Origin of the sequence: Caulobacter mirabilis (assembly GCF_002749615.1) — a bacterium.
Lineage (GTDB): Bacteria > Pseudomonadota > Alphaproteobacteria > Caulobacterales > Caulobacteraceae > Caulobacter > Caulobacter mirabilis.
Genome location: NZ_CP024201.1, coordinates 2,066,572 through 2,087,852 on the forward strand (window position 1 = coordinate 2,066,572; position 21,281 = coordinate 2,087,852).

Annotated in this window: 22 protein-coding genes; 16 read left to right on the top strand and 6 right to left on the bottom strand. The window is 69.7% G+C overall.

Annotated elements, in window-relative coordinates:
• Positions 1-25: 25 nt before the first annotated feature.
• The 8 genes from era (at position 26) to CSW64_RS10210 (ending at position 9,141) form a co-directional block, all read left to right on the top strand.
• Positions 26-985 carry a GTPase Era gene (gene era / locus CSW64_RS10175; protein ID WP_099622003.1) on the top strand — a complete coding sequence of 320 codons (960 nt, stop codon included), beginning with the start codon at positions 26-28 and terminating at the stop codon, positions 983-985.
• A gap of 104 nt (positions 986-1,089) precedes the next feature.
• The gene (locus CSW64_RS10180; RefSeq protein WP_245863885.1) at positions 1,090-1,587 is read left to right on the top strand and encodes a nuclear transport factor 2 family protein; all 498 of its coding nucleotides are present in this window, start codon (positions 1,090-1,092) and stop codon (positions 1,585-1,587) included.
• 4 nt (positions 1,588-1,591) lie between these two features.
• Complete coding sequence (recO, locus tag CSW64_RS10185) at positions 1,592-2,323, top strand: DNA repair protein RecO (protein WP_099622004.1); 732 nt, start codon at positions 1,592-1,594, stop codon at positions 2,321-2,323.
• A 76-nt stretch (positions 2,324-2,399) separates the two neighbouring features.
• On the top strand, positions 2,400-3,578 hold the full coding sequence (locus CSW64_RS10190; protein WP_099622005.1) for a M24 family metallopeptidase: 1,179 nt from the start codon (positions 2,400-2,402) through the stop codon (positions 3,576-3,578).
• A gap of 154 nt (positions 3,579-3,732) precedes the next feature.
• Positions 3,733-5,967: a DNA topoisomerase IV subunit A gene (gene parC / locus CSW64_RS10195; protein ID WP_099622006.1), complete on the top strand. Its 2,235-nt coding sequence runs from the start codon at positions 3,733-3,735 to the stop codon at positions 5,965-5,967.
• A gap of 1 nt (position 5,968) precedes the next feature.
• Positions 5,969-6,484: a hypothetical protein gene (locus tag CSW64_RS10200; protein WP_099622007.1), complete on the top strand. Its 516-nt coding sequence runs from the start codon at positions 5,969-5,971 to the stop codon at positions 6,482-6,484.
• Positions 6,485-6,539: 55 nt separating this feature from the next.
• A complete protein-coding gene (locus CSW64_RS22395; RefSeq protein WP_099622008.1) occupies positions 6,540-7,505 on the top strand; it encodes a MerR family transcriptional regulator in 966 nt (321 codons plus the stop codon).
• Between the two features lie 340 nt (positions 7,506-7,845).
• Positions 7,846-9,141: a serine hydrolase domain-containing protein gene (locus CSW64_RS10210; protein ID WP_099622009.1), complete on the top strand. Its 1,296-nt coding sequence runs from the start codon at positions 7,846-7,848 to the stop codon at positions 9,139-9,141.
• Between the two features lie 3 nt (positions 9,142-9,144).
• On the opposite strand, the gene CSW64_RS10215 is transcribed toward CSW64_RS10210, so the two are convergent.
• Complete coding sequence (locus tag CSW64_RS10215) at positions 9,145-9,963, bottom strand: arginyltransferase (RefSeq protein WP_099622010.1); 819 nt, start codon at positions 9,961-9,963, stop codon at positions 9,145-9,147.
• Between the two features lie 97 nt (positions 9,964-10,060).
• The gene (locus CSW64_RS10220; protein WP_099622011.1) at positions 10,061-10,966 is read right to left on the bottom strand and encodes a flagellar motor protein MotB; all 906 of its coding nucleotides are present in this window, start codon (positions 10,964-10,966) and stop codon (positions 10,061-10,063) included.
• A gap of 126 nt (positions 10,967-11,092) precedes the next feature.
• Between CSW64_RS10220 and CSW64_RS10225 the strand changes: the two genes are divergently transcribed.
• On the top strand, positions 11,093-11,953 hold the full coding sequence (locus CSW64_RS10225; protein ID WP_099622012.1) for an NAD(P)-dependent oxidoreductase: 861 nt from the start codon (positions 11,093-11,095) through the stop codon (positions 11,951-11,953).
• Entirely contained in the window at positions 11,950-12,303 is a 354-nt protein-coding gene (locus tag CSW64_RS10230) for an energy transducer TonB (RefSeq protein WP_099622013.1), read from the top strand. The genes CSW64_RS10225 and CSW64_RS10230 overlap by 4 nt, the downstream gene beginning before the upstream one ends.
• A gap of 103 nt (positions 12,304-12,406) precedes the next feature.
• On the opposite strand, the gene CSW64_RS10235 is transcribed toward CSW64_RS10230, so the two are convergent.
• The 4 genes from CSW64_RS10235 to CSW64_RS10250 form a co-directional block, all read right to left on the bottom strand.
• Positions 12,407-13,495 (bottom strand): serine hydrolase domain-containing protein, encoded by a 1,089-nt coding sequence (locus CSW64_RS10235; protein ID WP_245863886.1) that lies wholly within the window; start codon positions 13,493-13,495, stop codon positions 12,407-12,409.
• A gap of 72 nt (positions 13,496-13,567) precedes the next feature.
• On the bottom strand, positions 13,568-14,365 hold the full coding sequence (locus CSW64_RS10240) for a helix-turn-helix transcriptional regulator (protein WP_099622014.1): 798 nt from the start codon (positions 14,363-14,365) through the stop codon (positions 13,568-13,570).
• Between the two features lie 12 nt (positions 14,366-14,377).
• Positions 14,378-15,385: a porphobilinogen synthase gene (gene hemB, locus CSW64_RS10245; protein WP_099622015.1), complete on the bottom strand. Its 1,008-nt coding sequence runs from the start codon at positions 15,383-15,385 to the stop codon at positions 14,378-14,380.
• Complete coding sequence (locus tag CSW64_RS10250) at positions 15,382-15,837, bottom strand: hypothetical protein (protein WP_099622016.1); 456 nt, start codon at positions 15,835-15,837, stop codon at positions 15,382-15,384. The genes hemB and CSW64_RS10250 overlap by 4 nt, the downstream gene beginning before the upstream one ends.
• A 115-nt stretch (positions 15,838-15,952) precedes the next feature.
• On the opposite strand from CSW64_RS10250, the gene CSW64_RS10255 reads away from it, so the two are divergent.
• The 6 genes from CSW64_RS10255 to mmsB are packed head-to-tail and all read left to right on the top strand — an operon-like array spanning position 15,953 to position 21,134.
• Positions 15,953-17,092: an isobutyryl-CoA dehydrogenase gene (locus tag CSW64_RS10255; RefSeq protein ID WP_099622017.1), complete on the top strand. Its 1,140-nt coding sequence runs from the start codon at positions 15,953-15,955 to the stop codon at positions 17,090-17,092.
• Positions 17,089-17,547, top strand: a complete 459-nt coding sequence (locus CSW64_RS10260) for a hypothetical protein (protein ID WP_099622018.1) — start codon at positions 17,089-17,091, stop codon at positions 17,545-17,547. Before CSW64_RS10255 ends, CSW64_RS10260 begins: the two co-directional genes overlap by 4 nt.
• Positions 17,548-17,555: 8 nt before the next feature.
• Positions 17,556-18,608, top strand: a complete 1,053-nt coding sequence (locus tag CSW64_RS10265; protein WP_099622019.1) for an enoyl-CoA hydratase/isomerase family protein — start codon at positions 17,556-17,558, stop codon at positions 18,606-18,608.
• A gap of 56 nt (positions 18,609-18,664) precedes the next feature.
• The gene (locus tag CSW64_RS10270) at positions 18,665-19,468 is read left to right on the top strand and encodes a class I SAM-dependent methyltransferase (RefSeq protein WP_342745852.1); all 804 of its coding nucleotides are present in this window, start codon (positions 18,665-18,667) and stop codon (positions 19,466-19,468) included.
• Positions 19,468-20,226 carry a class I SAM-dependent methyltransferase gene (locus tag CSW64_RS10275; protein ID WP_099622020.1) on the top strand — a complete coding sequence of 253 codons (759 nt, stop codon included), beginning with the start codon at positions 19,468-19,470 and terminating at the stop codon, positions 20,224-20,226. Before CSW64_RS10270 ends, CSW64_RS10275 begins: the two co-directional genes overlap by 1 nt.
• A gap of 8 nt (positions 20,227-20,234) precedes the next feature.
• Entirely contained in the window at positions 20,235-21,134 is a 900-nt protein-coding gene (mmsB, locus tag CSW64_RS10280) for a 3-hydroxyisobutyrate dehydrogenase (protein ID WP_099622021.1), read from the top strand.
• The last annotated feature ends 147 nt before the right edge of the window (positions 21,135-21,281 follow it).

The window sequence follows — 21,281 nt, forward strand, 5'->3', positions numbered from 1 at the left end:
GCCCCCTGTGCTATGAGCCGCCGCAATGACCGATACCCCTGAGAACACCGGCCCGACCCGCGCGGGCTTCGCCGCCGTGATCGGCGCGCCGAACGCCGGCAAGTCCACCCTGACCAACCGCCTCGTCGGGGCTAAGGTCTCCATCGTGACCCAGAAGGTCCAGACCACCCGCTTCCCGGTGCGCGGCGTCGCGCTGGAGGGCGAGGCGCAGATCGTGCTGGTCGACACGCCGGGCATCTTCAAGCCGCGCCGCCGGCTGGACCGGGCCATGGTCCGCTCGGCCTGGGCCGGGGCGGAGGAGGCCGAGGTGGTCGTCCATCTGGTCGACGTCCAGGCCGAACTGGCCGTGCAGGACGGCGGCGCTTCGGGCGCGGACAAGAAGGCCGCCGAGGACGTCCAGTCGATCGTCGACGGCCTGAAGGGCGCGAACCGCAAGGCGATCCTGGCGCTGAACAAGATCGACGGCGTCAAGCGCGAGCGGCTGCTGGCCGTGGCCAAGGGGCTGTTCGACACCGGCGTCTACGACGAGGTGTTCATGATCTCGGCCGCCACCGGCGCCGGCGTGGACGACCTGAAGGCGCGCCTGGCGGTGCTGATGCCGCTTGGTCCCTGGCTCTATCCGGAGGACCAGACCGCCGATCTGCCGATCCGGCTGCTGGCGGCGGAGATCACGCGCGAGAAGCTGTACCTCCGCGTCCACGAGGAGCTGCCCTACGCGGCCAATGTCGAGACGACGGCCTTCCAGGAGCGTCCGGACGGCTCGGTCCGCATCGAGCAGACCATCCTCGTCGAGCGCGACGGCCAGCGCGCCATCGTGATCGGCGCCAACGGCCAGACCCTGAAGTGGATCGGCAAGGCCTCGCGCGAGGAGCTGACCGACCTGCTGGAGCGCAAGGTGCACCTGTTCCTGCACGTGAAGGTCCGCGAGACCTGGGCCGAGGAGCGCGGATCCTACGAAGGCCTGGGCCTGGACTTCGACGTCTAGGCTTTCCCAACGGGTCCTCCCGGCCGTAGCGTAGCGAAGAGCCGGGACCCGGGGCGGATTCTCTGGGTTCCGGATCGGCCCCTGGCCGTCCGGGATGACAACGAATGCTCTCCAACATGCTCCGCGCCGCATCTCTGACCTTGGTCCTCGCCGCCGCCCCGGCCTTCGCGGCCACGCCTGAGGAAGACATCGGCGTCGTTCTCGACAGTCTGCACGCCGCCGCGGCCAAGGCCGACGGCCCGGCCTATTTCGCGCTGTATGCGCCGGATGCGGTGTTCATCGGCACGGACGTGACCGAGCGCTGGAGCCTGCCGGAATTCCGCGCCTACGCCGAGCCGCACTTCTCCAAGGGCAAAGGCTGGACCTACACGCCGCGAACGCGCCACGTGACGATCGCGCCGGTCGACTGCCGGTGCGTGGCCTGGTTCGACGAGGTGCTGGACAGCGCCGGCTACGGCACGACGCGCGGGACCGGCGCGCTGGTGAAGACCGCCGACGGCTGGAAGGTCAGCCAGTATGTCCTGACCTTCCCGATCCCGAACGACATCGCCAAGGACATCACGGCGAGCATCAAGGCCTTCGAGGCCAAGCCGAAACCCTGACCGCATGGAGTGGGAGGACGAGGCCTATGTGCTGTCGGCGCGGGCGCACGGCGAGACCGGCGCCATCGTCGACCTGCTGACCGAGCGCCATGGCCGCTGGGCCGCGCATGTGGCCGGCGGCGCGTCGCGGCGCATGAAGCCCTTCCTGCAGGCCGGGTCGCGGGTGCTGGTCGGCTACCACGCCCGCGTCCCCGACCAGCTCGGCTCGGCGCGGCTGGAGCCGGTGGGCGAGGGGGCCTCGGCCCTGTTCGACGATCCGCTGGCCCTGGCCGGCCTGGCCGCCGCCGCCGCGGTCGCCGCCGGCGCGCTGCCCGAACGCGAGCCGCATCCCGGCGCCTTCCACGCTTTCGAGGCGCTGACCGCGGCCTTCGCCCTGCCGGAGGTCTGGCCGGCGGTGTTCGTGCGTTTCGAGGCTGGCCTGCTCGAGGAGCTGGGCTTCGGCCTGGACCTCAGCCGCTGCGCCGCCACCGGCGCGGTCGACGATCTGGTCTGGGTCAGCCCGCGCACCGGCCGGGCGGTCAGCCGTCAGGCCGGCGAGCCCTACGCCGATCGCCTGCTGCCGTTGCCGCGCTTCCTGCTGTCATCGCAGGGGGGCTTGGGCGAAGGCGACATCCGCACCGGCTTCGACCTGACTGGCCATTTCCTGGAACAGTTCGTCTTCGGTCCCCTGAACCGGCCCTTGCCCCCGGCGCGGGTCTGGCTGATCGAGAAGCTGGCGGAGGCGGAGCGGCTTTAAAGGGTAATCCGCTCATCCCGGCGAATGCCGGGATGAGCGGTTGAAGTGGCGCTCGAAGAAGGGGCATCTAGTGCGCATGACCTTTCCTCACCCCATCACCCAGGCCGAGCGCCTGACCCGCCTGGACGGCCTGCGCGGCCATATGGAGGCGGCCGGAACGGCCGCCGTCCTGCTCGGCTCGACCAGCAGCCTGCGCTACTTCACCGGCGTCAACTGGCACGGCTCGGAGCGCCTGGTCGGCGCCATCGTCCATCTCGACGGCCGGCTGGAGTATGTCGCGCCGCGCTTCGAACTGGAGAAGGTCGAGCAGATCATCGGCGTCCCCGGCGAGGTCCTGACCTGGGAAGAGCATGAGAGCCCCTACAGCCTCGTCGCCGACCGGTTGGCGTCCGGGTCGCTATTGGCGGTCGACGACCAGGTGCAGCTGTTCACCTACCGCGGCCTGCGCGGGGTGATCGACGACACGAGGCTGACCGACGCCTATCCGCTGATCAATCCGCTGCGCCGCCGCAAGTCGCTGGCCGAGATCGCCCTGATGCAGGCCGCCAAGACCGCGACGATCGAGGTCCATCGCCGCGCCCACGAAAGCCTGATCCCGGGCGTGCGGACCTCGGAGGTCACGCGCTTCATCGACCAGCAGCATCGCGCCCTGGGCGGCGAGGGCGGCTCCAGCTTCTGCATCGTCTCGTTCGGCGAAGACACCAGCCTGCCGCACGGCGGCGAGGGCGACCGCGCCCTGGCCGAGGGTGACGTGGTCCTGATCGACACCGGCATGCGGCTGGACGGCTACAGCAGCGACATCACCCGCACCTACGTCTTCGGCGAGCCGACCGCCCAGGTCCGCCGCATCTGGGACATCGAGAAGCGCGCCCAGGCCGCCGCCTTCGAGGCCGCCGTGCTCGGCGCGCCCTGCGAGACGCCCGACTACGCCGCCCGCGCGGTCCTGGCCGCCGAGGGTCTGGGCCCAGACTACGCGCTGCCGGGCACGCCGCACCGCACCGGCCACGGCATCGGCCTGGACATCCACGAAGGGCCCTATCTCGTCCGCGGCGACACGACGCCGCTGGAAGAGGGCATGTGCTTCTCCAACGAGCCGATGATCGTGGTCCCGGGCCAGTTCGGCATTCGCCTGGAGGACCACTTCCACATGACCGCCACGGGGCCGAAGTGGTTCACCCAGCCCCAGCACAGCCTGGATGATCCGTTCGGGGGTGTAATCCCTCTCCCGGAGGGAGAGGGAGGGGCCCGCGCGTAGCGTGGGAGGGTGAGGGATCACGCCCTCTCCAAGTCCCATCTGTCCCTAACCCCTCATCCTCCCATTCGCCTGCGGCTCATGGGCCCCTCCTTCTCCCCCTGGGAGAAGGGATGGTGCTAGAACCAAACCTGAACCTGTCTTCCCGATTCGACGAATGACCCTGCATACCCCCCCGCCGGGCGACGGCGACCGCATCCTGGAAGAGCCGCTCACCGAGGCTCTGTCGCGCCGCTACCTGGCCTACGCGCTCTCGACCATCAGCTCGCGGGCGCTGCCCGACGTGCGCGACGGCATGAAGCCCGTCCACCGCCGCCTCATGTACGCCATGAGCAACATGCGGCTGAACCCCGAGGCCGCCGCGCGCAAATGCGCCAAGGTGGTCGGCGAGGTGATGGGTAACTTCCACCCGCACGGCGACCAGTCGATCTACGACGCCCTGGTCCGCCTGGCCCAGGACTTCTCGCAGCGCTACACGCTGGTCGAAGGGCAGGGGAACTTCGGCAACATCGACGGCGATAACGCCGCCGCGATGCGCTACACCGAATGCAAGATGACCCAGGCGGCGATGCTGCTGCTGGATGGCATCGACGAGGACGCGGTCGACTTCCGTCCGACCTACGACGGTCAGGACGAGGAGCCGGTGGTCCTGCCGGCGGGCTTCCCCAACCTCTTGGCCAACGGCAGCTCGGGCATCGCCGTGGGCATGGCCACCTCGATCCCGCCGCACAACGTCGGCGAGCTGATCGACGCCTGCCAGCTGTTGCTGAAGTCGCCGGAAGCGACCACCGCCGACCTGATGCAGCATGTGAAGGGGCCGGACTTCCCGACCGGCGGGATCATCGTCGAGTCCCAGGCCTCGATGCTGGAGACCTACGAGACCGGCCGCGGCGGCGTCCGCACCCGCGCCCGCTGGTTCAAGGAGGAGCAGGGCCGCGGCGGCTGGCAGATCGTCGTCACCGAGATCCCGTATCAGGTGAAGAAGTCCGATCTGGTCGAGCAGCTGGCCGATCTGATCGAGAGCAAGAAGGCCCCGCTGCTGGGCGACGTCCGCGACGAGAGCGCCGAGGACATCCGCCTGGTGCTGGAGCCCAAGAGCCGCAACGTCGAGCCGGACGTCCTGATGGAGAGCCTGTTCAAGCTCTCCGACCTGGAGACCCGCTTCTCGGTCAACATGAACGTCCTGGACGCGCGCGGCACGCCGGGCGTGATGGGCCTGAAGCAGGCGTTGGTCGCCTTCCTGGATCACCGCCGCGAGGTGCTGATCCGCCGGGCCAAGTTCCGGCTGGCCAAGATCGAGGCCCGCCTGCACATCCTGGACGGCCTGCTGATCGCCTACCTCAATCTCGACGAGGTGATCCGCATCGTCCGCTACGAGGACGAGCCGAAGCAGAAGCTGATCGCCGCCTTCGCGCTGACCGACATCCAGGCCGACGCCATCCTCAACACCCGCCTGCGCCAGCTCGCCAAGCTGGAGGAGATGGAAATCCGCCGCGAGCACGCCGAGCTGGCGGCTGAGCGCGACGGCATCCAGGCCATGCTGGCTGACGACCGCCTGCAATGGAAGCTGGTCGGCGAGGGCCTGCGCGCCGTGCAGAAGATCCTCGGCGTCGAGACCACGGTCGGCAAGCGCCGCAGCGACTTCGCCGACGCTCCGGCCGTCTCGGCCGAGGTCTCGGTCGAGGCGTTCGTGGTGCGTGAGCCGATCACCGTCATCCTGTCGGAGAAGGGCTGGATCCGCGCCGCCAAGGGCAAGGTCGACGATCCCTCGGAGCTGAAGTTCAAGGAAGGCGACAAGCTCGGCTTCATCGTCCCGGCGGAAACGACCGACAAGCTGCTGATCTTCGCCTCGGACGGCCGCTTCTTCACCGTCGACTGCAGCAAGCTGCCGTCGGCGCGCGGCCACGGCGAGCCGCTGCGCCTGATGGTCGACATCGACGACAAGGTGAAGATCATCGACGTCTTCCCGCACAAGGCCGGCCGCAAGCGATTCCTGGCCTCCAAGGCGGGCTACGGCTTCATCATGCCGGAGGACGAGGCCTTGGCCTTCCGCCGGGCCGGCAAGCAGGTGCTGAACGGCGAGGCGATCGTCTCGCTGGAGATCGAGGGCGACCGCATGGCGGTGGTCGGCGACAACGGCAAGATCCTGATCTTCGGCATGGACGAGCTGCCCGAGATGCCGCGCGGCAAGGGCGTGAAGCTGCAGTCCTACCGCGAGGGCGGGTTGCGCGACGCCATGGCCTTCACCGCCGAGGCGGGGGCGACCTGGATCGACGCCGCCGGCCGCACCCGCGAATGGCCGGACTGGGCCCAGTGGACCGGCAAGCGCGCCGCCGCCGGCAAGCTGGCGCCCAAGGGCTTCCCGACGAGCAAGCGGTTCAAGCCGAAGTAGGATGACGGAGGTCGCCCGCTATGACCCCGTGAAGGGGCTGCTGGGCGGCCTGCTCATGGTCGCGGTGGGCGTCGGCTTTCCACTGCTGCCCATCCTGATGGGCACGACCTATGAGCATTTCATCGAGACCTCTCGCCATGGTCCCGCGTTCGTGGCGACGGCGCCGTTGGCCGCGGTCCTCGGCGTCTCGATCGGCGCCTGGGCGCTGTGGGAGGTCTTGGTTCCCGGGCATCCGTCGATCGCGATTTCTCAGGGGCGCATCCGTTTTCGCATGCCGGGAAATCGAGACATTCCGCTTGAGGCGGTGGAAGATGTCACGCTGCTGGAGCGTCGCGATCCGCTGGATTCTTCGCTGGTCACCAGCACCCTCGTAGAGATCGTGCTGAAGAGCGGCGAGCGACGCCGGATCGGCGCGGCGCTCTATCGACAAACACCCCAAGACATACGCCGGACTCTGCTGAAGGCGGCCGGTTTGCCGAAGGCGCCCGTCCCGAACGCCGGCGAGGGGGCCGCTTGACCCGGACCCTGGGGCCGCCTCGATAAGGGGGCGATCCCTGGGCGAGAGGTGAGTCGTGAGCGAGTCCCCGAAGTACCTGAACCCGTCCGAGGCGGCCCGCCGGCTGGGCGTCTCGGCCAAGGCCCTGCGGCTCTACGAGCGGCGCGGGCTGGTCGTTCCCTTGCGCACCGGCGCCGGCTGGCGGGTCTACGGCCCCGAACAGATGGCCCGCGCGGCCGAGATCGCGGCCCTGCGCGGGCTGGGCTTCCGCCTGGCCGAGATCGGGGCGGTGCTGCGCGCGGGGCCGGACGGGCTGGAGCCGGCGCTGGCCGGACGGCAGGCGGCGCTGGAGGCCGAGGCGCGTCGCCTGGCCGAAGCCCTTGAGGCCGTGCGGGCGCTGCGCGCCGGACTGGCTGCGCGGCGAACGCCGGTCGCGGCCTTCGACCTGCCGTGGCCCTGGGGCGGCGAACGGTTCGAACTCCTGGAGCTGAAGCCGGTGATCTTCCTCGTCGGCTCCCTGGGCAGCGGCAAGACGCGCCTGGCCCAGCGCCTGGCCGAGACGCTGCCGGGCGGGCGGTTCGTCGGCCTGGAGCGGGACCCCGAAGCGGCGGCCGCGCGGCTGGACGCCGATGCGGGTCTCCGCTCGGCCGTCGAGCGTCTGGCGACGGATATCGACGTCCCGGCGACGGGGCCGGTCCTGGCCCTGCTCGTCGCGCTGGCGGATGGCGAGGGGCCGCTGGTCATCGACCTGGTGGAACAAGGCCTCGACGCCGAGGTCCAGGCCAGGCTCGGCGCCTGGCTTCGCCGCCGGAACGTCGGCCGATCGCTCATTCTCATGACCCGCTCCGCGGTGGTGCTCGATCTGACCGCCGCCGGGCCGCCGCAAACGGTGCTGTTCTGCGCCGCCAACCACGGGCCTCCGCGCCTGCTGGAGGCTACGCCAGGCCTGTCGGGCTACGAGAGCATCGCCGGCTGCCTGGCGCCGCCCGAGGTGCGCGCCAGGGTCGAGGGCATGATCGCCTGGCGCCCCCACGCCGCCTGAGCGGGACACCCGGGACGGATAGTTCCGGGACAACCGGGGACATTCGGGGACAATATGGGACGGTGCGGGGCGAGCGGCGCCGCCGACTTATCCCCCTGGGCCGGCGATCGCTTAGACTCTGCGGATGAAGCCGCGCGCCGCCACGCCAAACCAAGCCCGCAAGCCGTCGGCGCGCGCCGCGGTCGTCACCGCCGACCTGTCGGGGCGCGCGACCGCCGCCGGATATCGCCGCCCGCGGATCCACGCGGCCATACAAGAATTCACAATCGAGACTCCGAACCCCGATTGCGGCCCCGCCCAGGCCCGATACTGTTCGTCGAACGAGAGAACGGGAGCGGTGATGCTGCGTAGGTCCCTGTCGGCGGCGATGGCCGCCGTGGTTGTCGCCTGGGTCCTCGCGCCCGGTCCGTCGCAGGCCCAGGAGGGCATCGACCTTCCCTCCGCCAAGCCCGAGGCGGTCGGCTTCTCCTCCGAGCGGCTGAAGCGGCTGGACTACTGGTCGGCGGGCTTCGTGGAGCGCGGCTACGCTCCCGGGATCGCCACCGTGGTCATCCGCCACGGCAAGGTCGTCTCGACCAACATCTACGGCAAGGCGGACGTCGCCACGGGCGCGCCGCTGAAGTCCGACGCCATCTGGCGGATGTACAGCCAGACCAAGCCGGTCACCGGCGTGGCGATGATGATCCTGTACGAACAGGGCAAGTGGAAGCTCGACGACCCGATCACGAAGTACGTGCCGGAGTTCGCCAACCTCCGGGTCTTCAAGGGCGTCGGCAAGGACGGCAAGCCGATCACCGAGCCGGTCAAGCGCACCGCCACGATGCGCGAACTGATGAGCCACGCCGCCGGCTTCGCCTACGGCCTGAGCACCGACAACTACGTCGACAAGGCCTATCGCGACAGCGGCATGCTCGGGTCGGCGACCCTGGGCCAGGTCATGACCGAGGCCGCCAAGCTGCCGCTCTACGGCCAGCCGGGCGAGCAGTGGAAGTACTCGATCGCCGTCGACATCCAGGGCTACATCGTCGAGAAGCTGTCGGGCCAGACCCTGCCGGACTTCATGCAGAGCCACATCTTCGGCCCGCTGAAGATGAAGGACACCGCCTTCTGGGTTCCCGAGGACAAGCGGGGGCGGATGGCTTCGCTCTACGCGATCGACCCCAAGACCAAGAAGATCGTCCCCGCCGAGGGCTTCATGGTGCTGCCGATCGACAAGGTCCCGACCGCGCCGAACGGCGGCGGCGGCCTGGTCTCGACGATGAGCGACTACAGCCGTTTCGCCGCCATGCTGGCGGGCGGCGGCCAGCTGGACGGCGTGCGCATCCTCAGCCCGTCGACGATCAAGCTGATGGCGTCCAACCACTTGAGCGACAAGGTGCTGGCGCAGGAGCCGCTCGGCCCGGGGACCGGTTTCGGTCTGGACGTGGCGGTGATCATGGACCCGGCCAGGGCCGGCACGACGGCCGGTAAGGGCAGCTACAGCTGGGGCGGCGCGGCCGGCACCTGGTTCTGGGTCGACCCCGAGAACGACGTCGCCTTCCTGGGCTTCATCCAGGTCATCGGCGGCAGCGCCTATCGCCTCGACGAGCGGTCGGCGCAGCTGCTCTACCAGGCGCTGGTCGAGCCGGAGAAGTAGGGCCTACTTCTTGCCGAGCTTGGTCGTGACGCCGCCGCGCATGCGGCGCTCGCGGGCCAGGGTCTCGTCGGCGTCGGATCGCTCACGCGCCGACAGCAGCATCCAGCCCTGCGGCCGCAGCACTTCCAGCGGCGAGAAGCGCGCCTTGTAGGCCATCTTGTCGCTGCCCGGCACCCAGTAGCCCAGATAGACATAGGGCAGGGCGTTGAGGGTCGCCTGGACGACATGGTCCAGAATCACGAAGGCGCCGAGGCTGCGGCGCTCCAGCTTGGGATCGTAGAAGCTGTAGACCATCGACAGGCCGTCCCCCATCAGGTCGACCAGCACGCAGGCGACCAGGTCGCCGGGGCCGCCGTCGGGCGAGGGGGTGCGGTACTCGATCAGATGGGTCCGGACGGCGGTGTCCTCGACCATGGCCACATAGTCGGGCCAGGTCATCTCGGCCATGCCGCCGTCGGCGTGCCGCGCCAGCAGATAGCGGCGCAGCAGGTCGAACTGCTCCATCGTCGCCTCGGCCTCGACCAGATGTCGACGGACGTCGGCGTTGCGGTTGAGGATCTTCCGCTCGGAGCGGGAAAAGACGTAGTCGCCGACCGGGATGCGCGCCGAGGTGCAGGCGTTGCAGCTCTCGCAGGCCGGGCGGTAGGCGATGTGCTGGCTGCGGCGGAAGCCGGACTGGGTCAGGCCGTCGTTGACCGAGGGGCCTTCGCCGGGCGGCAGGTGGGCGAAGACCTTCCGCTCCTCGCGGCCGGGCAGGTAGGGGCACGGCGAGGGGGCCGTCAGGAAGAAACGCATCCGCCGAGATGTGAAGTGATGCGTCACGAAGCCCCTAACGCCTAACGGCTCTCCTCTGTCCCCGTAAGGGATTAGGACCCAGTCCCCGAACCTCCGCAAGGGCTCTTTCGATGACCATCGTTCATCAATCCGGCGGCAGGACGGGGGCTTCGCGCAGCAGGATGATCGAGATGCGCCGGTTCCCCGCCAGCATGGGATCATCCGGGTACAACGGGTCGGAATTGGCCTTGCCGGCGACCTGATAGACGCGGTCGGCGTCGACGCCGAAGCCCTGGAGCAGCTGCCGCGACACATCCGCGCGGTCGGACGACAGCTTCCAGTCGCTGGCCACGGTGCGGCCGCTGGCGCCGGTGTTGGTGTGACCGCTGATGCTGATCCGGTTGGGCAGCTGGTTGATGATCTTGGTGATGGCCCGCAGCAGGATGCGGGCGCGTTCGTTCGGCGCGGCGGCGCCTTCGCGGAACATCGAGCGGCCTTCCTGGTCGACCAGCTGGATGCGCAGGCCCTCGGGCGTCTGGTCGATCATGATCTGCTTCGACAGCTCGGCCAGCTCGGGCATGTCCTGGAGAGCCTGGCGCAGCGATTGGGCGGCCGAAGCGAAGGCGGCCTCCTCGCGGGCCTGCAGCTCCTTGCGCAGCGCCTGTTCGGAAGCGCTCTCCAGGTCGGCGGCGCCGGGCTTCACGTCGCTCTGGCCGTCGTCCCGCACGTTCGGCGGAGCCTCGGGGGCCATCTGCTCGACGATGGCCATGGAGCCGGAGCCCTTGACCCCGTCCTCGCCCAGGGCGGTGCCGCCCAGGATGCCGCCCGAGCCGCTGGTCGTCTCGGCGACGCTGGCGGGGGCGAAGTAGTCGGCGATGCCGCGCTTCTGCTCGGGGCTGGTGGTGTTGATCAGCCACATCAGCAGGAAGAAGGCCATCATGGCGGTGACGAAGTCCGCGTAGGCCACCTTCCAAGCGCCGCCGTGGTGTCCGCCGCCGGACACCTTCTTGACCTTCTTGATCAGGATCGGCGCGTCGCTGCTCAACGCCATGTGGTGAAACCCCGCTTAACCTTTCCGCCAACATCGCGCGCGGGCGTTAAGACGGGGTTGCGAGCGGGGCGTCCGCATGGTCTTCCGGCTGGGGGCGCGAGCGGCGCGCCAGAGGGAGTTTCCGGCATGAAGACGGCGTTCGCGGGCCTGGGCGTGATGGGCTTCCCGATGGCGGGCCATCTGGCCAGGGCCGGCCACGAGGTCGGCGTGTTTAACCGCAGCCCGGACAAGGCGAGGCGCTGGGTCGAGGCCCACGGCGGCCGGGCCGGCGCGACGGTGGGCGAGGCCTGCGACGGCGCAGAGCTGGTCGCCCTGTGCGTGGGCGACGACGGCGACGTCCGGCAGGTGGTTCCCCAGGCCCTGGCCGTGATGGCGCCGGGCGGGATTATCGTCGACCACACCACCACCTCGGCCAAGGTCGCCCGCGAGATGGCGGCCCTGGCGGCCGAGTCGGGCCGCGCCTTCCTCGACGCCCCGGTCAGCGGGGGGCAGGCCGGCGCCGAGAATGGCCAGCTGACCATCATGGTCGGCGGCGACCCGGCCGCCTACGACCGCGCCGAGCCGGTGATCTCGGCCTACGCCAAGGCGGTCCGTCGGATGGGAGGGGCCGGGACCGGCCAGCTGACCAAGATGTGCAACCAGATCGCCATCGCCGGCCTGGTCCAGGGCGTCGCCGAGGCGGTCCATTTCGCCAAGCGCGCCGAACTCGACACGGACGCGGTCCTGGCGGCCATCTCCAAGGGGGCGGCCCAGTCCTGGCAGATGGAGAACCGCTGGCCGACCATGGCCGAGGGCCGGTTCGACTTCGGCTTCGCGGTCGACTGGATGCGCAAGGACCTGGGCATCGCCCTGGACGAGGCGCGGAGCAACGGCGCCCGCATCGCCGTCACCGCCCTGGTCGACCAGTTCTACGCCGAGGTCCAGGCCATGGGCGGAAACCGCTGGGACACCTCCAGCCTGGTGGCGCGGCTGGAGCGGGAAGGGTGAGCGCCGCCCTGGTCTTCGCGCTGCTGCTGGCGGCGAACGCCTCGGACGTGTTCATCGCGTCTGAAGATGTGAACTGGGCCCGCACGCCGACCGAGGAGGAGATGGCGTCCTTCTTCCCGCACATCAACGCCTGGACGGGCGAGGCGAGCGTTGAGCTGGTCTGCGTGGTGGGCCCCGACGGCATGCTCAACGGATGCGAGGTCGTGGCGGCCGCGCCCGACAATCTCGCCTTCGCGCGGGCCACGCTCAACGTCGCCAAGCGGTTCCGCATGCAGCCGACGACCCGGAGCGGGCGGCCCAGCGCGGGCCTGAAGGTTCGCCTGCCGATCCGCTGGCAGGCTCCGGACTAGCTGTCCGTCTCAACGCCGGTCATCCCGGCGAAGGCCGGTTGGAAAGGGGCGGCTAGGGCTGTGAAATTCCAAGGCTCAGATCGAGTCTCGGCCCTCGCCGTTCCTAGCGCTCCACCGCCCCCAGCACGTAGTCCGATATCAGTTTTTCCGACAGCTGATGGGCGTCCCGACTGGAGAAGTTGGTCGTCGTGACCACGGCCACCATCCGCAGGTTCGGAAACACGACCACCTTGTTGCCGCCCGAGCCGTTCATGAACCAGGCGGGCTGCGACCCTTTGGCCGAGGGCAGGTCGTAGAGCCACCACAGGTAGCCGTAGGCGCGCGTCTGGTCGATCTGGGCCTTGGGCGTGACCGAGGCCTTCACCCAGGCTTTCGGCAGCACCTGTTGGCCCTGCCAGACGCCGCCGTCGGCGTAAAGCCAGCCGAGGCGGGCGAGGTCGCGGCTGGTCAGGGCCAGGCCGCCGCCGCCCTGGGCCAGGCCGGTCGGCGAGGCTTGCCACTCCGCCTTGCCGACGCCGATCGGGTCGAACAGCGCCTCGCGGGCGAAGTCGGGCAGGGGCTTGCCGACCGCCGCCTGGATCGCCGCGCCCAGGGTGGTGACGCCCGCCGTGCAGTAGCTGAACGCCCGGCCATAGGGCGAATCCGCCGGCTTGGCGGTCCAGGCCGCGAAGCCCTTGATCGGCAGGTCCAGGAAGAAACCTGGCCAGTCCTCGATCAGGTACATCCGCTCCTCGTTGCCGCGCGAGAACGGGTTCTGGTCGTCGCATTCCAGCAGCGAGCTCATGGTCAGCAGGTCCTCGACCGTGATCTTCGCCTTGCGCGGGTCGGGATTCTGCGGCGCGGGTCGGCCCGCGAAATAGGGCAGGATCGGCGACTGGGCGGACGGGATCCTCCCGCGGGCGATGGCGGCGCCCGCCAGCATGCCGGTCACGGTCTTGGTCGCCGAGCGGGTGTTGCGGGTCGCGCCCGGACCGCCGTCGTCGAAATAGGCCTCGTAGGCCAGCTTGCCGTCGCGGACGATGACGATGCTGGTGATCTGCTTGAAATCGCCCTTGCGGACGGCGGCTTCCATCTCGGCCAGTTTCCCGGCCGAAAGACCCTCGGCCTCAGGCGTCGCGCGCGGCCAGTCGGCGGCCTGGGCGGCGAGGGGGGCGAGCAGCAGGGCCGCGGCGACGGCGAGGGGGCGGATCACAGGCGAACTCCGAAGGCGAAGGGCGACCCTAGCGGCGGCGGCCCGGCGCGGTCTTGGACGTTTCGAACCTGCTCAGGCCGCCAGGCGTCGATACTCGCCCGGCGTGACGCCCCAGGCGGCGCGGAAGACGCGCGTCAGGTGTCCCTGGTCGCAGAAGCCGCTGAGCGCCGCGACCTCGGCCAGATGGGCCGCCTGGCGGGTGATCAGCGACGCGGCCCGTTCGAGCCGTCGCTGTCGCAGCCGGTCGCCGGGAGAGCAGTTCAGCCAGCGCCGGAACGCGCGCGCCAGGTAGACCGGATGGACGCCCGCCGCCTCGGCGACGTCGGCGACCGTCAGGGCCTCGGCTCGCCGGTCGGCGATGAGATCGTCGGCGCGGCGGAGCCAGGCCGGAGCGCGAACGGCGTCGACCGGCTGGCGCTCGGCCTGGGCGGCCAGCTCCAAGGCCAGGCTCTCCAGATGCAGAGGGCAGGCGTCCTGGGCGACGACCGCTCGCGTCAGCCTCAGGGCCGTGCCGACGGCGCTGGGGCGGGAGAGGCGGATCGCGTCGCTGGAGGGGCGAAGCATCAGGTCCCGCCAGGTCGCGGCCTCGAAGCTCAAGGCCATGAACCAGCCGCCGTCGCCGGCGAAGCGGTCGCGATGGACGACATCCGGCGGGTTGAACACCAGCACCGGGCCTTCGCTGGCCTCGCCCTGGGCGGTGGTCAGGTAGCGGCCGCGGGTGGCCAGGACGAAGTGGGCGTCGTCGTGGCCGTGCTCGGCGACCTCGTGCTCGGGCGTCGTGCCGGCCAGGTGCGCGACCCGCAGGCCGGCGAGGAGGTGCTCGGCCTGCAGCGTCCCGTAGAACCGTCCCGGAGAGAAGACGGCGACCACGGGGCAGCGGGCCTAGGCGCCCAGCATCCGCGCGGCGCGCGGCGCGAAATAGGTGATCACGCCGTCGGCGCCGGCTCGCTTGAAGGCGCCCAGGCTTTCCAGGATGGCGCGCTGCTCGTCGATCCAGCCGTTCGCCGCGGCGGCCATGATCATCGCGTACTCGCCGCTGACCTGGAAGGCGAAGGTCGGCATGGCGAACTCGTCGACCACGCGGCGGACGATGTCGAGATAGGGCAGGCCCGGCTTGACCATGACCATGTCGGCGCCCTCGGCGATGTCCAGCGCCACTTCGCGCAGGGCCTCGTCGGTGTTGGCGGGGTCCTGCTGGTAGGTCTTCTTGTCCGCCGGGCCGAGCGTGCCGAGCTTGCCCGAGCCGATCGCGTCGCGGTATGGGCCGTAGAAGGCCGAAGCGTATTTGGCCGCATAGGACATGATCATAGTCTTTTGAAATCCTTCGCTTTCCAGTGCGGACCTCAGGGCGGCGACGCGGCCGTCCATCATGTCGGAGGGGGCGAGGATATCGCAGCCGGCCCGGGTCTGGACCAGGGCCTGTTCGACCAGCTTCTCGATGGTCGAGTCGTTGTCGATGTCGCCGTCCTTGATCAGGCCGTCGTGGCCATGGTCGGTGAACGGGTCCAGGGCGACGTCGCACATGATCCCGACCTCTGGGGCGGCGTCCTTCATGGCGCGGACGGCGCGGCTGATCACCCCGTCCGGATCGGCGGCCATCGCCCCGGTCGCGTCCTTCTTGGCCCCGTCGATGTAGGGGAAGATGGCGATGCAGGGGATGCCCAGGTCGCGGGCCTCGACCGCCGCCTTGGCGCACTCGGCGACCGACAGTCGCTCGACGCCGGGCATCGAGGCGACCGGCACGCGGCCTTCGCCCTCGTGCACCACCATCGACCAGATCAGGTCGGACGGCGTCAGCGTCGTTTCGCGGACGAGGCGGCGGCTCCAGTCGGCCTGGCGGACGCGGCGCAGGCGGGTGGCGGGATAGGGGGCGAGGGGGGCGACGGTCATGCGCCGGGCGTTACGCCTCCGGAGGGGGCGGTGGCAAGCCGGATGAAGCCGATCGCTGGCGTGATCAGCGCCCACAGCGCCGTCAGGATCCACAGCACTGCCGACGCCGCGATCAGGGCCACGGTGGCCATGCCGAAGCCGCCCGCCGCGGAGAAGTCGCTCATGTCCAGGTCGGAGCCTTGGGCGATCGCCCCGCCGACCAGAGTGACGATCCCGGCCACGCCCGTGCCGACGGCCAGCATGGTCAGGACCAGCCCGACCCAGAAGATGCGGATCTGGCCGTCCAGGTGCGGTCGCACGCCCGGTCCGGCCCGGTCCCGCACCGCATAGGCCAGCACCACGGCGACCAGCGCGGTGATTCCGGCGAAGAAGATGGCGACGAACAGCAGGCCGTATCCCAGCAGGGCGAGATTGCGGTCCGTGTCCCAGCGTTGGACGCTCGTTTCGGTCAAAGTCGCGCTCCTCTGAAGCCTGTCGTTGACAGGGTGCTCTACTGGCGTCAGGTCATCAACCCGAACGATGGCGGCGGGGCAGGCATGTCCTTGCCGAGACGGAGGCCTGACGGGCATGGATTTTTCGCTCACCGACGATCAGCGCGCGATCCAGGAGATGGCCCAGGCCTTCGCCCGGGATGAAATGGCCCCTCACTCGGCCAAATGGGACGAGGACAAGCACTTCCCCGTCGACGTGCTGCGCGCGGCGGCGGGGCTCGGATTCGCCGGCATCTACGTCCAGGAGGACGTCGGCGGCTCGGGCCTGAAGCGACTCGACGCCTCGGTGATCTTCGAGGCGCTCAGCTACGGCGACGTGCCGACGGCGGCCTATCTGACCATCCACAACATGGCGTCCTGGATGATCGACCGCTTCGGCTCCGACGAGCTGCGCGGCCGCTGGCTGCCCCGGCTGACGACCATGGAGCTGATCGCCAGCTATTGCCTGACCGAGCCGGGCTCCGGCTCCGACGCCGCCAGCCTGCGCACGACGGCGAAGAAGGACGGCGACCACTACGTCCTCAACGGCAGCAAGGCCTTCATCAGCGGCGGCGGCGTGTCCGACGTCTATGTCGTCATGGCCCGCACCGGGGACGCCGGACCCAAGGGCGTCTCGACCTTCGTGGTCGAGAAAGGCCAGGACGGCCTCAGCTTCGGCGCCAACGAGCGCAAGATGGGCTGGAACGCCCAGCCGACGGCCCAGGTCAACTTCGACAACGTCCGCGTCCACGAGAGCAACCGCGTCGGCCAGGAAGGCGAGGGTTTCCGCTTCGCCATGATGGGCCTGGACGGCGGCCGGCTGAACATCGCCAGCTGCTCGCTGGGCGGAGCCGCCTTCGCCCTGGACATGGCCAAGGCCTACATGGAGACGCGCAACCAGTTCGGGAAGCCGCTCAAGGACTTCCAGGCGCTACAGTTCAAGATCGCCGACATGGCCACCGAACTGGAAGCCGCCCGGCTGATGGTCCGCCGCGCCGCCGACGCCCTGGACAAGCGCGATCCGGAGGCGACCAAGCTGTGCGCCATGGCGAAGCGCTTCGCCACCGACGCCGGCTTCCAGGTCGCCAACGACGCCCTCCAGCTGCACGGCGGCTACGGCTACTTGCAGGACTATCCGCTGGAGCGCATCGTCCGCGATCTGCGCGTCCACCAGATACTGGAAGGCACCAACGAGATCATGCGCGTCATCATCAGCCGCGAGATGTTCCGGCAGTGAAGACCCAGCGCCTGCCCTGGTCCTGGGCGGCGCTCGCCGTCAGCACGCTGCCCCTCGGCGGCGTGTGGACGTTCGGCATATTCTTCACCCAGATGTTCCGTCAGGGGCAGGACGCTGACATGTCCCTGATCATGTTCAGCACGCCTTTGCATGCGTACATCGGGCAGACGCTCGCCGTAGGCCTTCTCCTCGCGCCGCTCGTCGCCCTATGCGTTGGCCTCGCCAATCTGACTCCACGGCCGCGCCGCACCTTCCGATGGCTGACGCCGTCCGCGCCCGTGCTGTTGCTCGTCGTCCTGGGCATGAGCCTCTGGGGCGGCCCGATGAGCTACCTGTCGACTTTCGATTATCCGCCGCGCTGGATGGAGCTGGTGACGACCGCCGCGGCCTTCGCCGCTGCGGTGTGGTGCTACAACCGCACCGTCTCCGTCCTGGCCGCGCCGGCCGCCGCCTGAGAGCACCCATGACCACCGAACCCGAAGTCCTCTGCCGCGTCGAGGGCGGCGTCGGCCGCATCACCCTGAATCGGCCCAAGGCGCTGCACGCGCTGACGCACGGGATGTGCTTGGCGATGATCGAGGCGCTGCAGGCCTGGAAGGCCGACGACGCCGTCCATTGCGTGCTGATCGACCACAGCGGCGAGCGCGGCTTCTGCGCGGGCGGCGACATCCGCATGCTGGCCGAGAGCGGCGCCGGCGACGGCCACGCCGCCCGGGCCTTCTTCTTCACCGAGTACCAGCTGAACCACCTGTTGTTCGTCTATCCCAAGCCGGTCGTGGCGGTGATGGACGGCGTGACCATGGGCGGCGGCGTCGGCCTGTCGATGCCGGCGGCGGTGCGCATCGCCACCGAACGCACGACCTACGCCATGCCCGAGACGGGCATCGGCCTGTTTCCGGACGTCGGCGGCGGCTGGTTCCTGCCGCGTCTGCCGGGCAAGGCGGGTCTGTGGCTGGCCCTGACCGGCGCGCGGATCAAGGCGCCGGACTGCTGCGCCCTGGGCATCGCCACCCACTACATGCCCTCGGCCAATGTCGAGGCCTTCAAGACCGCGCTGCTGGCTCATCCACAGAGTGTCGCCGGGGCCCTAGCGGCCTTCGTCGAGGACGCCGGCCATTCGCCGCTGGCCGCCCATCGCGACGACATCGACCGCCTCTTCGCCGGCGCCTCGGTCGACGACATCCTGGCCGAGCTGGAGGCCGACGGCGGCGACTGGGCCAAGGCTCAGCTGGGCATCCTGGCGACCAAGTCGCCGCAGACGATGAAGGTCGCCTTCCGCCAGCTGGCGCACGGAGCCGCCTTCACCGACTTCGCCGACAACATGGTCATGGAGTACCGGATCGGCGCGCGGGTGGTGCGGCGTCACGACTTCCTCGAGGGCGTTCGGGCGGTGATCATCGACAAGGACAACGCGCCGAAATGGGATCCGGCGACCGTCGCGGCGGTCGAGGACGCGGTGCTGGACGACATCTTCGCGCCGCTGCCGCCCGAAGAGGAATGGACGCCGCTGACTTGAGGCGACAACAGGCCTAAGAAAAGGCCGGGTCGGGGAAACGGAAGGGACGCATCAGAATGAAGATCCAAGCCCGCTGGCTGGCGCTGGCCGCCGTGTTCGCCGTCGCCGCCTGCGAGACCGTGCCGCCGCCGCCTCCGCCGCCGCCCGCTGACGCGCCGGTCGCGACGCCGCCCTGGATCTCCGAGGCCCTGGCCGACCCGGCGCGCCCGCAGGCGGACCGCGACCGCGACGCCGCGCGCAAGCCCGGGCCGCTGCTCGCCTGGGCCGGCGTGCGGCCGGGGATGAAGGTCGTCGATCTGATTCCAGGGCAGGGGTACTTCACCCGCATCCTGTCCAAGGCCGTCGGGCCGACCGGCAAGGTCTACGCCTATGTGCCGGACGAACTGACCGCGATCGCCAAGGGACGGCCGCCCTCGGTCTCCGCCTTCGTCGGTAAACCGCCCTACGCCAACACCCGGATGATCCTGCGCGACCTGCCGGAGTTCGGCGCGCCCGAGAAGCTCGACATGATCTTCACGGCCCAGAACTACCACGACATGCATCTGGCCTTCATGGGGCCGGTCGACGTGGCGACGGTGAACCGGCAGGCGTTCAAGGCGCTGAAGCCGGGCGGCGTCTTCATCGTCGTCGACCACGCGGCCAAGCCTGGGACGACGGTGGCTCAGATGGAGAGCCTGCACCGCATCGATCCGGCCCGGGTGCGGCGCGAGGTCGAGGCCGCCGGCTTCGTCTTCGAGGGCCAGAGCCCGCTGCTGCGAAACACCCGGGATCCGCTGACCGCCAACGTCTTCGACGCCGGCATCCGCGGCAAGACCGACCAGTTCATCTACAAGTTCCGCAAACCAAGGAGCGCACGTTGATGGCTTACAGGTTCACCCTTCCGCTCGCCGGCGTCCTGGCGATCGCCCTGGCCACGACCGCCGTGGCCGGTTCCGACGTTCCCGACAACCTGCTGAGCGCCGTGGCCAATCCGGCCAGACCCGAAGCGCAGCGCGCCCGCGACGCCGCCCGGCATCCGGCCGAGATCCTGGCCTTCGCCGGCGTGAAGACGGGCGACAAGGTCGGCGACTTCCTGATGGGCGGCGGCTATTTCACCCGCATCCTGTCGGGCGCGGTCGGGCCGACCGGCAAGGTCTACGCCTTCCAGGCCGACGAGTTCATCAGCTTCATGGCCGACTATGGCAAGTGGCAGGACGAGACGGCCAAGTTCGCGCCCAACATCGTTCCGGTCCGCTCGTCGATCGGCGTCTTTGCGACGCCCGAGCCGGTCGATCTGATCTTCACGGCCCAGAACTACCACGACCTGCATCTGGGCCGGGCGACGCCGGAGCAGATCGCGGCCATCAACAAGCGGCTCTACGCGGCGCTGAAGCCTGGCGGGGTGCTGCTGGTCATCGACCACTACGCCGCCGACGGCAGCGGCGACCGCGACTCCAGCAAGCTGCACCGGATCGACATCGCCATGGTGAAGGCCGAGCTGGAGGCTGCCGGCTTCAAGCTGGAGGGCCAGAGCGACCTCCTGCGCAACCCGGCCGACCCGCGCACGGCCAGCGTCTTCGACCCCGCGATCCAGGGCAAGACCGACCAGTTCGTCCTCAAGTTCCGCAAACCAAAGTAAGCATCCTCATGACCCGTATCGCTTTCATCGGCCTCGGCAACATGGGCGGCGGCATGGCCGCCAATCAGGTCAAGGCGGGCCACCAGGTCCGCGCGTTCGACCTGTCGCCGGCCGCCCTGGACAAGGCTGTGGCGGCCGGCTGCACGGCGGCGGCCACCGCCGCCGAGGCGGTGAGGGATGCGGAGCTGGTGATCACCATGCTGCCCGCCGGCCAGCATGTGCGGGCGGTCTACGCCAATGAGGTGATCCCGAACGCGCCGGCGTCGGCGCTGCTGGTCGATTGTTCGACCATCGACGTCGACAGCGCCCGGGCCGTGGGCGAGCAGGCGAGGGCGGCCGGCTTCCGTTTCGCCGACGCCCCGGTCAGCGGCGGCATCATGGCGGCCGAGGCCGGGACGCTGGCCTTCATGGTCGGCTGCGACGACGCCGACTATCCGGCCTATGAGGCGGCGCTGCAGCCGATGGCGCGGGCGGTGTTCCACGCCGGGGGCCTGGGCTCGGGCCAGGCGGCCAAGATCTGCAACAACATGCTGCTTGGCATCTCGATGATCGGGACCTGCGAGGCGTTCGCCCTGGCCGAGAAGCTGGGCCTGGCGCCGGAGCGGTTCTTCGAGATCGCGTCGAAGTCCTCGGGCCAGTGCTGGTCGGTGACCAGCTACTGCCCTTGGCCGGGCCCGGTCGAGGCCGCGCCCTCGAACCGCAACTACGAGGGCGGCTTCCTCAGCGGCCTGATGCTGAAGGACCTCAAGCTGGCTCAGGCGGCGGCGGCCAGTTCGGGCGCGACGACCCCGATGGGCGCCCAGGCCGAGGCCCTCTACGCCCTGTTCGACGGCCTCGGCTACGGCCAGAAGGACTTCTCGGCCATGCTGCAGCTGTTCCGGGGCAAGTTGGACAGTTTGACCAGTTGAACCTTTCCTCACGTTGCGACACCTCGTCCAGGGTCCGAACTGAGAGCCGTTCGCGCGAGACCTTCAGCGATTAAAGCGATAGGTTTCGGATCGAAACGGCCGTAGATGGACACGGAACCGTCATGGTGCGAAAAGCCGCGCCGAACG